At 38.7% G+C, this 16,481-nt stretch carries 16 protein-coding genes and 1 tRNA gene; 2 read left to right on the top strand and 15 right to left on the bottom strand.

Going from position 1 to position 16,481, the window contains the following annotated elements; genetic code table 11:
- The 15 genes from metG to RYP29_RS06610 form a co-directional block, all read right to left on the bottom strand.
- On the bottom strand, positions 1 to 1,180 hold a 1,180-nt coding region (gene metG / locus RYP29_RS06680; RefSeq protein WP_311532703.1), incomplete at its 3' end, for a methionine--tRNA ligase.
- 34 nt (positions 1,181 to 1,214) lie between these two features.
- Complete coding sequence (gene rsmI / locus RYP29_RS06675; protein ID WP_311532702.1) at positions 1,215 to 2,060, bottom strand: 16S rRNA (cytidine(1402)-2'-O)-methyltransferase; 846 nt, start codon at positions 2,058 to 2,060, stop codon at positions 1,215 to 1,217.
- Positions 2,047 to 2,775 carry a methyltransferase gene (locus RYP29_RS06670; RefSeq protein ID WP_311532701.1) on the bottom strand — a complete coding sequence of 243 codons (729 nt, stop codon included), beginning with the start codon at positions 2,773 to 2,775 and terminating at the stop codon, positions 2,047 to 2,049. The genes rsmI and RYP29_RS06670 overlap by 14 nt, the downstream gene beginning before the upstream one ends.
- Positions 2,768 to 3,613: a stage 0 sporulation family protein gene (locus tag RYP29_RS06665; RefSeq protein ID WP_005378472.1), complete on the bottom strand. Its 846-nt coding sequence runs from the start codon at positions 3,611 to 3,613 to the stop codon at positions 2,768 to 2,770. The genes RYP29_RS06670 and RYP29_RS06665 overlap by 8 nt, the downstream gene beginning before the upstream one ends.
- Positions 3,614 to 4,654, bottom strand: coding sequence for a hypothetical protein (locus tag RYP29_RS06660; protein ID WP_311532700.1), 1,041 nt, complete (start codon positions 4,652 to 4,654; stop codon positions 3,614 to 3,616).
- Positions 4,655 to 4,743: 89 nt separating this feature from the next.
- A complete protein-coding gene (locus tag RYP29_RS06655) occupies positions 4,744 to 5,430 on the bottom strand; it encodes a thymidylate kinase (protein ID WP_311532699.1) in 687 nt (228 codons plus the stop codon).
- A 2-nt stretch (positions 5,431 to 5,432) separates the two neighbouring features.
- Positions 5,433 to 6,914 carry an aminotransferase class I/II-fold pyridoxal phosphate-dependent enzyme gene (locus RYP29_RS06650; RefSeq protein WP_311532698.1) on the bottom strand — a complete coding sequence of 494 codons (1,482 nt, stop codon included), beginning with the start codon at positions 6,912 to 6,914 and terminating at the stop codon, positions 5,433 to 5,435.
- Positions 6,915 to 6,972: 58 nt separating this feature from the next.
- Positions 6,973 to 7,551 (bottom strand): aminoacyl-tRNA hydrolase, encoded by a 579-nt coding sequence (gene pth / locus RYP29_RS06645; protein ID WP_105083848.1) that lies wholly within the window; start codon positions 7,549 to 7,551, stop codon positions 6,973 to 6,975.
- A 10-nt stretch (positions 7,552 to 7,561) separates the two neighbouring features.
- Positions 7,562 to 8,515: a ribose-phosphate pyrophosphokinase gene (locus RYP29_RS06640; protein WP_105083847.1), complete on the bottom strand. Its 954-nt coding sequence runs from the start codon at positions 8,513 to 8,515 to the stop codon at positions 7,562 to 7,564.
- Positions 8,516 to 8,654: 139 nt separating this feature from the next.
- On the bottom strand, positions 8,655 to 10,028 hold the full coding sequence (gene glmU / locus RYP29_RS06635; RefSeq protein WP_311532697.1) for a bifunctional UDP-N-acetylglucosamine diphosphorylase/glucosamine-1-phosphate N-acetyltransferase GlmU: 1,374 nt from the start codon (positions 10,026 to 10,028) through the stop codon (positions 8,655 to 8,657).
- Between the two features lie 9 nt (positions 10,029 to 10,037).
- A complete protein-coding gene (gene purR / locus RYP29_RS06630; protein WP_275250047.1) occupies positions 10,038 to 10,862 on the bottom strand; it encodes a pur operon repressor in 825 nt (274 codons plus the stop codon).
- 143 nt (positions 10,863 to 11,005) lie between these two features.
- Positions 11,006 to 11,611, bottom strand: coding sequence for a 3D domain-containing protein (locus RYP29_RS06625; protein ID WP_311532696.1), 606 nt, complete (start codon positions 11,609 to 11,611; stop codon positions 11,006 to 11,008).
- A 24-nt stretch (positions 11,612 to 11,635) separates the two neighbouring features.
- Positions 11,636 to 12,808 carry a Na+/H+ antiporter NhaA gene (gene nhaA / locus RYP29_RS06620; protein ID WP_105083843.1) on the bottom strand — a complete coding sequence of 391 codons (1,173 nt, stop codon included), beginning with the start codon at positions 12,806 to 12,808 and terminating at the stop codon, positions 11,636 to 11,638.
- A 28-nt stretch (positions 12,809 to 12,836) separates the two neighbouring features.
- Positions 12,837 to 13,991, bottom strand: a complete 1,155-nt coding sequence (gene nhaA, locus RYP29_RS06615; protein WP_311532695.1) for a Na+/H+ antiporter NhaA — start codon at positions 13,989 to 13,991, stop codon at positions 12,837 to 12,839.
- Between the two features lie 196 nt (positions 13,992 to 14,187).
- The gene (locus RYP29_RS06610) at positions 14,188 to 15,513 is read right to left on the bottom strand and encodes a PepSY-associated TM helix domain-containing protein (protein WP_311532694.1); all 1,326 of its coding nucleotides are present in this window, start codon (positions 15,511 to 15,513) and stop codon (positions 14,188 to 14,190) included.
- 136 nt (positions 15,514 to 15,649) lie between these two features.
- Between RYP29_RS06610 and RYP29_RS06605 the strand changes: the two genes are divergently transcribed.
- Together RYP29_RS06605 and RYP29_RS06600 are read left to right on the top strand one after the other, a co-directional pair.
- Positions 15,650 to 15,723: transfer RNA gene (locus RYP29_RS06605), tRNA-Gly, on the top strand.
- Between the two features lie 106 nt (positions 15,724 to 15,829).
- On the top strand, positions 15,830 to 16,039 hold the full coding sequence (locus RYP29_RS06600; RefSeq protein WP_311532693.1) for a TOBE domain-containing protein: 210 nt from the start codon (positions 15,830 to 15,832) through the stop codon (positions 16,037 to 16,039).
- Positions 16,040 to 16,481: the final 442 nt, after the last annotated feature.

The following is a 16,481-nucleotide window of genomic DNA, read 5'->3' as shown; positions in this document are numbered from 1 at the left end:
GTTCTGCCAAGGAAGAAATTTCTTTATCTAAATCATCTACATCATCAGTTTTTGTAATGATACCACCATGATATTTTTCAATCATCGCAATGGTACGATTCAACAAGTTACCTAAGTCATTAGATAAGTCTGCATTTATTTTTGTTACAAAATTAGGCAATGTAAAGTTTCCATCATGACCTAATGTAATTTCACTCAACAAATAATAACGCAAAGAATCCGCACCATATGTATCAATCAACGGATTAGGGTCGATTACATTACCTAGAGATTTACTCATCTTGGTACCATCTACAATCATCCATCCGTGACCAAATACCTTTTTAGGCAATGGCAACTCAAGACTCATGAGCATCATAGGCCAAATAATTGTATGGAAACGTACAATCTCTTTACCTACCAAATGAAGATCTGCTGGCCAGAATTTCTTATATAGTTCACCATCACCATCGAAAGGAGATAATGCACTAATATAGTTTACTAATGCATCGAACCAAACATACACAACGTGTTTCGGGTCGAATGGAACCTTAATTCCCCAGTCAAAAGATGTACGAGAAACAGCCAAATCCTCAAGCCCTTGTTTTACGAATTGAATCATCTCATTACGACGAGATTCAGGTTGAATAAAATCAGGATTTTCTTCGATGAATTTCAACCATTGATCAGTATATTTACCAAGTTTAAAGAAATAGCTTTCCTCTTTAACACGCTCTACAGGACGGCCACAATCTGGACATGTGTGATTTTCACCAAGTTTTTGTTCAGTCCAGAAGGATTCGCAAGGTGTACAATACCAACCTTCATATTCAGCTTTATAAATATCGCCTTTTTCATAGGCTTTTGTAAATAATTCTTGAACAACCTTTTCATGACGTGCATCAGTTGTACGAATAAAATCATCATTGGAAATATGCATTTTTTCCCATAATGCTTTAAATCCATTGACAATATTAGTCGTATATTCTAATGGTGTAATACCTTGTGCCTCAGCAGCACGTTGAATTTTTTGACCATGTTCATCAGAACCAGTTAGGAATCGTACATCATAACCAGCTAAACGTTTAAAACGAGCAATTGTATCCGCTACAGATGTACAATATGTATGACCTATGTGCAATTTAGCACTAGGATAATAAATTGGAGTTGTAATATAAAATGTCTTCTTTGTATCGCCCATCATAATCTCCTTCTATTCATCACTTGTGAAAGTGTTATCGCTCTACAATATTATAAACCTCACGGCGAGAAACGCCAAAGCGTTTTGCCACTTCGCGGATAGCTTCCTTCTTTGGCATACCAGTTTCTACTAATTCGGCTACGGCTTCTTCGTAAGATATAGGTTGTTCTTCCTTATCATCAGATGGTTCACCCGTCTCACAACCACCTATTACTAAAACAAATTCGCCTTTATAAATGATTTGATCTAAATCATCACAAATGGAAGCTAAATCAGTGCGTAAAAAGGTTTCAAACTTTTTAGTTACCTCCCGAGCAATCGTAATTGGTCGATTGCCAAAGGCCTCATACATATCACAGAGAACCTCTTGTAAACGATGAGGTGCCTCGTAAAATAGTAACGTTCCCCGTTGTTTCGCCATAAGCTGGAGAGCATCATTTCTATGTTTCCCACGCTTTGGTAAAAAACCAAAGAATGTAAATTGTTTAGTATCTAAATCAGATGCAATAAGCGCCGTTAACGCAGCATTAGCACCCGGTAAAGGTACAACAGAAATATCTTGTGCAATGGCCTTGGATGCAAGGTCTGCACCAGGGTCAGATATGGCCGGCATGCCCGCATCACTGACACAAGCGATATTCTTCCCCTCTACTAACATCTCTATAATAGCATTTCCCTTTTCTTCCTTATTATGTTCATGATAAGAAATTAAAGGCTTACTAATTTCAAAATGCTTTAACAATATACCGGTGTGACGTGTATCTTCTGCTGCAATAGCATCAACCTCACCTAGTATCCGTACAGCACGATACGTCATATCCTCTAAATTGCCAATCGGCGTAGGCACTAAATACAAGGTGCCCTTGTTATTTTCGTTCATACCAACGAGACACCTCCTCCGTGTACACATTAGGTTGGCTATATACGATTAATGGCGGCTCAACGATTAAACCTTGTTCACCGCCTTTTATGGCCTCAACTAAAACGATTTTAGCCGATTTATGAATCATGCCATGGACCATACGTATTCGTTTAACAGCAAATCCAACAGCTGTTAATGTATGTATGAGCTCTGATAAACGAGGAGCACTATATACCATCCATAAACGCCCCTTATTTTTGATTAATCGAGAGGCCGCTGTACATACATCATCAATAGATGTACAACTATCATGTAATGCTAATCTAAGATGATGATTATTAGGCACTTCACCTCGTCGATGATCAAAATATGGAGGATTCACTAGAACACCATCAAAAGGTTTGGAACCAAATTGCCGATAATTCATAGTGCGATAATCACCTTGAACTATGGATACAACATTGGATTTATGATTATATAGAACACTGCGTTCAGCCATGTTAGCCATAACACCATTAATCTCAACACCTGTAATATGACCAGCACCTAGAGATGTACCTATTAACGGTAATACCCCTGTGCCTGTGCCTAAGTCTATATACCGATGACGGTGATTAAATCGGCAAAAATGAACCAACGCAATAGCATCAAAAGAAAAGCGAAATTGATCTTGACGCTGATATATCTTTAAATCATCGATAATCAAATCATCGAGTTGCTCTTGATTATTCATCTGGCAATGCCACATCAGACCATTTTAAATCGATGGTTCGACCTGCCTCCAACTGAACCTTAACTGTATGTTTATGATGATTTACCTTGAGGACCTTGCCGATACCTTCATCGGTTACGACCTCTTTACCGATACCTGGTGGCTCTACGTCACGAGGCGATGGAGTTCTATCCTTCTTCACATAAAGGTCTCCACCCTTTTTATATAAATCGTCTTCGTAGTTTAAACAACACATGAGTCGCCCACATACACCAGAAATCTTAGTCGGATTCAAACTTAAATTTTGATCTTTAGCCATGCGAATCGATACAGGTGAAAAATCTCCTAAGAAGTTAGAACAACATAAAGGTCTGCCACAAGCACCTATGCCATTTAACACCTTAGCTTCATCCCGAACACCTACTTGACGTAACTCAATGCGCGTTCTAAAGACAGTAGCTAAATCCTTTACTAGTTCACGGAAGTCAATGCGCCCATCAGCTGTAAAGAAGAATACAATTTTATTCATATCAAATGTGTATTCTACATTAATTAGCTTCATCGGCAATTTGCGCTTCGCAATTTTTTCTAAGCATATTGCAAAGGCCTTTTCTTCTCGTTCCTCATTTTTTTCTAATTGTTGTAAATCCTTAGGTGTAGCCTTTCTCATTACTTCTTTAACAGGCATCACTAAAGAATCCTTTGCAACCTCTTTTGGTCCAATTACAACCGTACCATATTCGACACCGCGTGCCGTTTCTACAATGACGCCATCATCGATTGTTAAAGTTTCTTCACCAGGTAAGAAATAGTAAATTTTACCGGCCTTTTTAAATCGTACGCCAACGATGGTTACCATCTAAACCTCCTCACGAGCATCGTGAAGGGCGATACTGAGACCGTCCATCACGAGAGCGATTTTTATATGTAATCGCAAGGCCTGTTCCGCTCGCAACGTTTCATGTGCTACAGCTGCTAAAGCGGCCATTGGCCAATGCGGTAATAATTCTAATAATACTGTTTTATGCATGGGTACCTGTAGTTGCTCAATGGTAGCACCACATTTAAGGGCCATCATATCGCGGCTCAACAATCGTAACCAATGCATTAAATCCAATGCATCCTCACGTGTCAATGACTCACACCATATGGCAATCTTTGAAAACCATCGTGAGTCAGATCCTAGCGCTCGCATCCATTTTAACGCTAATTCCAACATGGCTATCGTTCCCTGTTGTAATAATGATTCTACAACAGCAGGGTTACCATGGCCCATCGAAATAGCTTCATCTATGTTTCCTGTAATACCACGTTGCTGTAATGCGTAGCGTATACTTTCATCTGAAACAGATTGAAAGCCCACCCCCATACATCGTGAAATAATTGTTGGTAACACAAGATTAATCTTGTTCGTAATAATAATGAAGTACACCTGTGCCGGTGGTTCTTCAATCGTTTTTAACATGGCATTCGCCATAATAGCATTGGCCATGTGAAAGTCTTCAATGATAACGACGCGATTACCAAGACCAGCAACAGATAGATGATCTTGCAATAGGGAATACCATTGTTCTACTTTTAAGGTTGATTTCATTGGACGAATCCAAAATGCATCCCCCTTATCCATATAAATAGGCAATCCTTCCGCGTCTATTTTCTTTTCGCTTTCACCATTGGCAAGGCGTGCATTTTTTACCTCTTCTAGATATTCGGCCCCATTATGGCCTGGAAATACCTGCCGTCCTAAAATCAACGATGCTAACCCAATAGCCATATCAAGCTTCCCGAGTCCAGCCTCTCCATAGAATAACAAGCTATGTGGTAATGTTTGCCGTTTTACCAATTCAGTTAGGTGGTTTTTAATCGTATCTTGACCGATTACATTATCAAAATATGTCATAATTCCTCCTATCCTGTCCAATATTACTATTATATAGGAAAATGGCGACTTTTTAAAGAGTCGCCATGTCCTAAGATATGTGATTGTATCTATCTCAATATAGTTTTTACCACATCGTATATGTCATTATGTATAGATTCTATACTGCGCATTGTGAAAGCTCCACATTCATCTTGCTGAGCACAGGAAATACGATGCCATTGATAGCGTTCAACCAATTCATCATATGCATCGTGAACAGATTGTAAATACGATCTATTACCCTCATGGATATCGCCTGTTTCACCACCCGTTTTACCGGTACGTTCCGACATCAAAGATTCTGTCACGTCTAACGGAACATCGAGCAAACACACCACATCAGGACGTGGTAAACCAAACTTAACAAATTCAAAATCTTCTAGCCATTCTAAAAATTGAACACGTTTATCCGCATCTGTATATTTCACCATTTGATGAACCATATTCGACGTCGTATAACGGTCAGCGATAATGATGCCACCGTCATTATAAAATGATTCCCAATCCATTCTAAAGGATGCAAAACGATCGATGGCATACATAGAGCTTGCTACATAAGGATTAACCGAATCTATCTCCGTACCAAATTGACCAGATAAATACATCTTAATAGGCATAGATGCATCACTATCATAATTGGGAAAGCTAACACTGCGCACACGATGGCCTTCTGCTTGTAATCGCTCTACCAAGCACTTTGTTTGTGTAGCTTTGCCACTGCCATCGCCACCTTCTAGTATGATTAAAGTCCCCATTTCTACTCCTCTACAATTTGTATCGTTTCTAAGTTCATATCGGCTGCTCCATTTGGAATATACCCCAATGCACGCCGTTGTTGTATATATTGTAACACAGATTCTGTAATCTCTTCACCTACGGCTATACAAGGAATACCAGGTGGATAATAAGCAATCGTTTCACCGCAAATATGATGTAACGCCGATTCTAACATACAGGAACTACGATTCTTATAAAGGGCTTCCCGCGGTGTCATACGTACAACAGGAGTAGGCAGAATACTAGCTGACTGAATCGTTTCAGTACGTTCCTCTATTTGATCAACAACACGATTCAATAACGATGATTTACTACAAATCTCATCGCTTATGGACTGCACTGCTTTTACAAGTGTCATGATAGATTCCTCTGTATCACCTATCGTGATGAGTACCAACACATGATGCGCTTGCACAAGTTCCACTTCGATATGATGAGCACGCAATCGTTTTTCAAAATCTACACCGGTAATCCCTAATTCCTTGGCATCAATCAACACCTTTGTTACATCATAATTAGGTCTATCTACATCATTGCTCGACATGATAGAAATGCCCCTTATGGATTCTAATTCACGTCGCAATTGTAAACTTAATGTTACAGCACGATTTACTAAAGTGGTACCTTTCGTAGCCAACTGATGGCGCGCCATATCAAGAGATGCTAAAAATATATAATTAGGGCTCGTACTTTGTAGCATCTGATGCATTTGTGTAATACGCCGTTTATTAATTAAATCACCTTGCCCTAATAGCCAAGAAGTTTGCGTTAAAGAGCCTACAGACTTATGCGTACTTTGTGCTACTAAATCTGCACCAGCCGCAATAGCCTCAATAGGCAATGTTTCTGAAAACGGCAAATGGGGGCCATGAGCTTCATCAACAAGAACAATCATACCTCGTTTATGTGCTTCTTTTACAATATTTACAATATCTACACCTACTCCATAATAATTGGGGTAGACTAAAAGAATGGCCTTAGCCTCAGGATGTGCCTCCATTGCTTGAATAGCAGCCTCTAAGGATACCCCTAACGGAATCCCCCATCGTGTGTTGAATGTACAATCCATATATACTGGTTTTGCACCAGATAACACTAATCCACTTATAACAGAACGATGTGCTTCTCGAGGAATGATAATCGTTTCATTCGGGCCTACGGTTCCCATAATCATGGCTTCAATCAAAGCAGTGGTACCATTAATAGAGAACCAACAATAGTCAGCGCCATATAATTCAGCTGTTAAGTCTTGCGCCTCTTTTAACTCCCCTTCCGGTTCATGTAAATCATCTAGAGCATACATTACCCCTAAATCATATGGTAGTGCCGGCCCCATCCATTCTTTAAGTAACTGAGGCGCTTCCACACCAATCTTATGCCCCGGTGTATGAAATGGCATGAAATGTTGTTTTTTATATGATTCTAAAGCCTCTACAAAAGGCATTTTGTCTTGATTACTCATACATACCTCGTAAAAAGGGCATGAATCTCTCTGAGACTCATGCCCTTATGCATATTATTTATCGATGTGGACGGCGTTTAGGATTGAATTGATTCATCCCCTTATCGATGCCCACCTCTAAGGTGCCTAATACAGCTTTTGCCGTATCCTTGATACCCTTTTGAACCTTCTCTTGATTTTCTTCACTAAATGGTGCTAACACGTGGTCAATGACAGTCCATTGTGGTAACGGACGACCGATTCCAACGCGAAAACGAGGAAAGTTTTCTGTTCCTATATGGGAGATTAAGGATTTAATCCCATTATGACCACCGGAACTACCATTTGGTCGAATACGCAATTTGCCTACCGGTAAATCCATATCATCATAAATGCAATACACATCAGATGGATCAATCTTATAGTACCGCATCAATGGACCTACAGACTCACCACTTGCATTCATAAATGTTTGTGGCTTTACAAGCAATACCTTCTCGCCATCTACAGTAATACTGCACACCTCAGCACGTTGTTCCTCTTTCCAAGGCGTGTGAGATACGCTATCTGCAATAGCATCGATCACCATAAATCCAATATTATGTTTTGTCGTTTCATATTGCTTGCCTGGATTACCAAGGCCTACTACTAATTTCAAGAATCACCTATTATTTATCAAATAAATTACTTACTGAAACTTCGTGAAAGATACGCATAATTGCTTCACCCAATAATGGAGCTACAGATAATTGCGTTACATTTGGTAATTTGCAATTTTCTGGTAATGGCATTGTATTTGTTACGATAAGCTCTTTAATATTAGAATTTGCAATGCGTTCACTTGCTGGGTCTGTCAATACAGCATGGGTAACTGCAGCCATAACGGATTTTGCACCAAATTGTTCTAATGCTTTAGCACCTTCTACAAGGGAACCTGCTGTATCTACGATATCATCAACGATGATGCAGTTTTTACCTTTCACATCGCCAATTAAATTCATAACTTTAGCCACGCCTGGTTCAGGACGTTTCTTTTCAATAATGGCAATTGGAGCACCAATGCGGTCAGCCAAATCACGAGCACGTGTTACACCACCAAGGTCTGGAGATACAACGATAACATCTTCAAGATGTTTTTCATTAATATATTTAGCTAAAATGGATGCACCATATAAATGGTCAACTGGCACATCAAAGAAGCCTTGGATTTGACCTGCATGCAAATCAATTGTTACAAGACGTGTAATACCAGAAGTTTGCATTAAGTTAGCTACTAATTTAGCTGTAATTGGTTCACGACCGCGAGTTTTACGATCTTGACGTGCATAACCGTAGTAAGGAACTACTGCTGTAATATGACGAGCAGAAGCGCGTTTTAATGCATCAGCCATTACCATTAATTCCATTAAGTTATCATTTACAGGATAGCTAGTTGGTTGAATGATAAATACATCTTTGCCACGTACGCTTTCATCAATCATAATTTGTACTTCGCCATTATTAAAGCGACCTACAAATGCTTCACCTAAAGGCAAACCTAAATAATCACAAATTTCCTTTGCCAACTCTGGATTTGCGTTACCTGTGAAAATTTTAAGTTTTTTGCCGTCTTCAAATGCCATTTTGATACCCTTTCATTTCTCCGTAATCTTAGTTAGTTACTCAATGTATATGTAACGAAATATTACAGATATACAACCTTATTGCCTTATTATTGTATACTATTTTTCCTATCTTGTGTGAAAAATTTTTGATAAATTCTTATTTCTTTTTGAAAGTATCGTCTGTAACCCAATTTTCTTTCACAATTTGCTTGCTGCGACCTACAGCTAATGCCTTATCAGGAACATTTTTAGTAATCGTAGAACCAGCTCCTATATAGCTATAATTACCAATTGTAACAGGTGCTACCAAATTACTATTACAACCTACAAATGCACCATCGCCAATAGTTGTACGATGCTTGATTTTTCCGTCATAATTTACCGTAATCGTACCACAACCGATATTGACACCAGATCCTACATCACTATCGCCAATATAGGATAGATGAGGGAATTTAGTACCTTCACCGACATTGGAATTTTTAACCTCTACGAAATTACCAATATGAACTTTATTGCCAATAACCGTATTAGGACGCAAATGAACATATGGACCAATATCTACGCCATCTTTTACTTCACAGTCATGACCATAGGTAAAGTGAATCACTGTATCGTTGCCAACAATTACATTTGTCAAACGTGTATGAGGTCCAATTTCACAATTTTCTCCAATCACCGTATTACCTTCTAAAACGGTACCAGGATGTAGAATTGTATCAGCCCCCACAGTAACCTCTGGTGCTACATAGGTATTATCAGGATCAATAATCGTTACACCAGCAGTCATTAATTCTACATTTTTACGATGTTTTAATATGGATTCTGCTTCAGCCAATTGCAAACGAGAATTTACGCCTAATGATTCTTCAAAGTTTTCAGTCATATAAGCGCTTACCTTATCGCCACCATTAACAAGAATACCAACTACATCTGTAATATATAGTTCACCTTGTGCATTATCATCGGATAATTGACCAAGACAAGGCCATAGTTTTTTACTATCAAAAGCATACATACCGGTGTTAACTTCTTGTACAGCTAATTCTTCTGGTTTGCCATCCTTTTGTTCCACAATGCGGACTACATGACCTTCTTCGTTACGAATGATGCGACCATAACCTGTTGGATCTGGCATATGAGCTGTTAAAATTGTAGCGGCAGCTCCTGATTCAGTATGTTCTTTTAAAAGAGCTTCTAAACTTTCTTTAGTCACGAGCGGTGTATCACCACACAACAATAAAATTGTACCATCAAAAGAACCAAGTACAGGTTCCGCCATCTTTACTGCATGACCAGTACCATTTTGCTCTTCTTGACGTACAAATTCAGCCCGACCTTCTAGATAGTCTTGTACCGCATTACCCCCAAAGCCAACAATAACAACATCCTTATCGGTTCCAAGAGATTGAACTGTTTCTAGCACGCGTTCAACCATTGCTTTACCGCCAACCTTATGAAGTACCTTTGGCAATTTGGACTTCATACGTGTACCCTTACCAGCTGCTAAAATAAGACTTGCAATATTCATAGTAAACTCCTATCTATCAATTGTATCAAATACAGGTTCGATGTGAATTTCATTTGTACTTTCATCAATGCCATGGAACGTAAATAGCGACTCATAATCATTGATTAACTTCGGACTTGGTTCAGCAGTGGCCACAAGGACACCGGTCCCTACCACTTTACCATTCATCTCATGTACAAGCTCTGTAAGCCCTTTAGCCGTACCTCCAGCCTTCATGAAATCATCAATAATGAGCACCTTCGCATTTTGTGGTATGGCGCGTTTAGTTAACGTCATCGTTTGAATTCGGCCAGATGAACCCGTTACATAATTAATACTAATAGCGGACCCTTCAGTAACCTTACTATCACGACGAGCAATGACAAGAGGTTTATTGAAAGCTCTAGCCACCATAACAGCCAAGGGAATCCCCTTTGTTTCTACTGTCAAAATGTAATCTGGATTGCGATCCACAAAACGAGTCATAATAATTTCGCCTAAACGCGTCATCACATGCCAATCATACAAAATATCCGACATATAAATGAATCCACCAGGAATAATACGATCTGGTTCGCGCAAACGTTTTTGCACATCCCGTAAGATTTCATTGGCCTGCTCGCCTTTTCGATGAGGGATGAATCGAACGCCACCAGCTACACCAGCTACGGTTTCCAGAGTGCCCAATTGAAAATGTTCCATCGATTGACGTACACATGTCAAATCTTCACTTACTGTAGATTTCGCCATTCCGAAAAAATCACAAAAATAATTAAGAGATATAAGTTTTTGTGGTGAATCGACCAATAATTTAGTCATCGCCACCATTCTTTCAACACGTCGAACTTTATTCATAAGCCTTCCTTTGCTGAATACTCGATTTATATTGATACTTATATTATACCATGAATTTCCGAATATTCGCATTGAGAATATATATATAATTCGGAAAAAAGCTCTAGTCATAGACTAGAGCTTTTAACAGTTTAAATATAAAGTTATAAGATATATACTTTTACAGTTTGACGACCAAATCGTAAAGCTTCTGCTCGAGAATTAAAGGCTAAGTCAATACGACTACCTTTAATAGCCCCGCCAACATCATCAGCTACAGCATAGCCATAACCTTCGATAAACATTTTTGTACCTAGTGGAATAATCCGTGGATCCACCGAAGCAATTCCTTTTTTCAAGCGACTGCCAGTAGCCGTATAATTGCTATTTCCAGGATCCTGAGCACTATATGCACTAGCATGCATCGTCATAACGCGTACATACTTATTAGGAACCCCATTATGACTACGCGATATGGCAGAATCGCCAAAACGAGTTTCTTCTTTTTCTAAAGCGCTCATCGTAGCCGTTCCTACACGACCATCTACAGTTAGGCCCTTGGCTTTTTGGAATTTGCGTACTGCTAATTCAGTGTTATGCCCAAAAATACCATCTGCTGAATCCTTAAGATATCCTTGATGCACTAACATGGTTTGAATTTTCTGTACATGATGACCTCGTTGTCCCTTATCAACTGACTTCGCTTGTGCGAAGGCCATCATATTAGTCATACATAGCACAGTACATAGTATTAAAATTCTCTTAATCATGTACATTCCCCTTTATTGCTTAACTTAGCAATTATGATATACCCCAATATGACATTCTTTTCGTTTAGCACCTACAATTCGTAAGTAGCCATAACCAATGATAGCAGAAATGATGGAACCTATCAATACGCCACCTTTAGCCATCTCTTGCGCATGACCTGGATCATAGGCCAAAACAGACACGAATATACTCATAGTAAAACCAATACCACACACAATGGAAGTGCCATATATAAACTTCCAATTGGCTTCTGCAGGCATAGGAACAATACCTAATTTAATCATCCCAAACATAGCACCAAAAATACCAATTTGTTTACCTAAAATTAGGCCTAATGCAACGCCTAGTACAACTGGATGACTTAAATCAGCCATGCCAAATCCATCAAGGTTAACACCAGCGTTAAAGAATGCGAAAATTGGAACAATAACAAAACTTACCCAGTTGGATAAATAATGTTCCCAGTGTTGCATCGGTCTCACATATTTTTTACCGATTTTGCCGCGTTCTGGTATTGTCATCGCAAGAATTACACCCGCCATCGTAGCATGTAAACCAGACCGTAAAATACAGTACCATAAAATAACACCGAGAATAATGTATGACAGGGACCGTACATATCCGGTTCGATTACAATAAATCAATAACCCCGTCACAATAACGGATGCCACTAAATAAAATAGATTAATACTTGCTGCATAGAATATGGCAATTACGATAATCGCAATTAGGTCATCAATAACGGCCAAAGCTGTCAAGAACACTTTCATAGAATTAGGTACGCGAGAACCTAATGCAGTAATAACGCCAATGGCAAACGCAATATCCGTAGCAGTCGGAATTGCCCAGCCATGTACATATACATCATTGGATCCTGCTATAAGGTAGAAAATAATAGCAGGTACAATAACCCCAAATAAAGCAGCAATACCTGGCATGATGCGCTTGGCATTTGTGTTTAATTCACCGCTTACCAATTCACGTTTTACTTCTAAGCCTACAAAAAGAAAGAAGATAGCCATTAAGGCATCATTAACCCATTCCATGGCAGTTAATGGACCCAATGGTAAATTGACTAATGACATGTATTGTGTCGCCAATGGAGAATTCGCAACGATTAAAGCAATAATTGTAGCTCCTAGTAATACAGTAGTTGCAGCACCAGGAGAACGTAAAAATACAAATATCCGTTCCATATGATTCCTTCCTAATATTCTTAACTCACTACTTATTTCTAGCCGTTCTAATTTTATATGCTACTGATAAAACGGTAGCACCTAATAAACCAGATATAATAGATCCAATAAAAATACCAATTTTAGACATTTCTTGAGTTACACCAGGCGGGAATGCCAAAGTGGCCACAAACAAACTCATGGTAAAACCGATACCACAAACGATAGCAGTACCATACACCTCAGGCCAGGTTGTATTCGTCGGCATCTTAATTATCTTGGATTGTACTAATACGTAAACAGCAGAGAAAATACCAAGCTGTTTCCCCAAGATAAGGCCTAATGAAACACCTAAAACAACCGGGTGGAACAAATGATCTACAGAAACATCTGAGAAGGATACACCGGCATTTAAGAAACTAAATAAAGGAATAATTAAAAAATTAACCCAGTTTTTCAGTTTATCCGCCCATGCGTGCATAGGGTACACTGTTTCGCCATCCAACTTACCCGTTGCAGGAATAGTCATAGCTAACACAACACCAGCAATAGTGGCATGAACACCAGATTTTAAAACAAAATACCAAAGGACGGCACCTAGTACACCATATAAAACGGGTCTTACATAACCTTGCTTATTGGTATACCACAATGCACCGGTAATGATAGCGGCCACAATCAAATGAGGAAAATCCACTCCACCACCATAGAATATGGCAATTACAATAATAGCAATTAAATCATCAATAACAGCCAATGCCGAAAGAAATGCTTTCATCGCTTGTGAGACGCGTTTACCGAGCATCATAATAACGCCAATGGCAAAGGCAATATCAGTAGCAGTAGGTATCCCCCAACCATGCGTGTATTCTGGTACCGATCCGGCTATTAAGAAATAGACTAACGCTGGCGTCACTACCCCAGCAAAGGCAGCCAAAACTGGTAATAATCGCTTGGAGTTAGTATTTAACTCACCAGAAATCATCTCGGTCTTAATTTCAATCCCTACGTATAGGAAAAATAGAGCCATTAAGCCATCATTTACCCATTCCAATACATCCATTGGACCTAAATAAATATGCATCAGCGAAAAATATTGGCTAGCTATTGGTGAATTGGCTACAATAACACCAAGAATAGCAGCAAGTAAGAGCATAATACCACCAGATGATTCAGACTGGATAAATGCTTTTATATACTTCATAATAACTACCACTTTCTCAATCATAATATAAATACAGGTTTTCATACATAAAAAACCTAGTTGATATATATTATTATATCATTTTAGTTCGAAATCAATCAATAAACTAATGATGAACCATGCTGATTGAGTCTAGCGTAATCAAATATTTGTGGCAAATACATATGCTAATTGACTGCCAGAATACTACAATGGATTAATGATTAAATCCTTTGACTAAAGAAACAAAAAATACAATAAGAGGAATTGTCAAACAAATAGCAGCAATAGTATTTGTGATTGGATTTGACCAAAGAGGTACAATAAAGCCAAGCAATACTAACATGCTACAACAGATTGGTGTACGCCAAACATGTTGTATCTCTACTGGCACTTTAGATTCTAAAGCATTAGATCGTATACATTTCTTTTTAATAGTCAGTATAATACCTGTCACAATGCCTACGATTAGAACAATATCCCAAATGGCCCATAATAGTTTAAGTACCATCGTATTATGATTATGTATATGGAGATTAATCATGGTAGTCATGCCCGTGAAATACCAAGGAATTGTTTTTGTAGAATACATATCCTTAGTCGAATCATTATATAAATTAGCATAGACGGGCTGCCCCAAGAACATAGCTGGGTCATCGTCATTTTCAGCACCTAAATAAAATGCATAGTGATGGTCATTAAATTTAGATGGATAATCAATAGATATAAGCTGACGATCAGGATAGGCTTTCATAATGCGAGAAATAGCTTCGGATGGTTGTAATACATCAGATTGACCTGTTGAAAGTTCTTGCTTTGCAGTATGTAGTACATCTGCATTATAACTATCATTGGCAATAAAAAATCCACCTATCCATACACCTGTAATGCACAATATAAATCCCCATACCGTGGCAACCATGGCAAATTCTCGATGCAATGTACTTAATTTCATATAGTTAGACAATACAGAGGATTTTACAAAACTTTTACGAAATGGCCCGTATAAAAAAATACCAGAAACAATAGATACACCACATACTAACGATAAAAATGTTACAAGGTAAATTCCTACTTTCCCAAGATCTAATCTTGTATGTAGCTGATGAAGCGTATGTAATACACTGCGAACCCAAGGATGTGCAGGTGTTTCATGATGCGATGTAATGAGCGTCTTTGTATTAGGATTATATAATGCATAATCCCCTCCCATCCCCATACGTGCTGGAGGTGCTACGGTAGCTGATGATTCAATAATACGATACCGTAAAAGATGTGAAGCACCCATGGCAGGAGAAATATTTAAAATATCCTTTGACGGATATTTTGCCTTAACTAGTAGAGCCCCTTCATCAGCATAATCAAAAATAGGTGTCTCTTCTTGCCCCATAGCCATTGAAGATGAGGTATGGTTCGTGCCCCCTTGAGCCCACGCATTTAATTCAGTTCTGAACATGAGGATAAGCCCTGTAATACAGAACATTAAGAAAAATAGCACAGAAACTATAGATAACCATTTATGGATTTTATAAATTTTTGACATACATATGCCTCCTTTCTCATTATTTTATACATCAATTCTTATATCAATACAATACAGCAACCACTATGGGTATAGAGTATATAAAGAAGCTCCACTTGAATGTATATATTATTGTATGATACAATATGTACATCATGCGGGCGTAGTTCATCGGTAGAATGCGAGCTTCCCAAGCTTGAGAGGAGGGTTCGATTCCCTTCGCCCGCTCCATATTAAAAGCCATGATGTGAATTACATCATGGTTCTTTTTATTTTGTTACTATATAATATTTTTGAGTGATTAAATTTATATCTATCTGTATAGGAGGAAAGGTATATGAAGCTTAGTGCAAGAAATCAGTTAAAAGGAAAAATCATAGAAATTCAAGAAGGTGCTGTAAATGCAATTGTAAAAATCAATGTAGGTAATGGCAATATCCTTACTGCAGATATTACAATGCAATCTGTTAAGGAATTAAACTTAGCAGTAGGCAAAGAAGTCATTGCTGTCATCAAAGCTACTAACGTAATGGTTGGTATTGAATAAGAACTAATAGAGTCGCTTCGGCGGCTCTTTTTTTGTCTAAAATCACGACAGGACTGTAGGAGTTAAAAATGCCGTACATCTCACCCTAACTGTTCCTTAAACCCTGCTTGGATAGAAGGTTACAAAAAAAGACACACCCTTAGGTGTGCCTTTAGCTTAATCAGCGACTTCCTATCACTCCTCACTGTGGATTTCTCATCGCTGCTTTGCAGCTGGAGAAATCTTACGTTCGGATGAAGGTGATGTGTGGCTCCCATACGTCGCTACGCTCCTCTGTTAGCTCACACCCTACCTTTCCCAGGTGCCCTGGTCGGATAGGAAGTCGCACATACAAAAAAAGGCACACCCTAAGGTGTGCCTTTAGCTTAATCAGCGACTTCCTATCACTCCTCACTGTGGATTTCTCATCGCTGCTTTGCAGCTGGAGAAATCTTACGTTCGG

It is taken from the genome of uncultured Veillonella sp., from assembly GCF_963534045.1.
In the GTDB taxonomy this organism is placed as follows: Bacteria; Bacillota; Negativicutes; order Veillonellales; family Veillonellaceae; genus Veillonella.
Note: the sequence above shows the minus strand (reverse complement) of the source record. Positions and strands in the feature narration are given on the sequence as shown.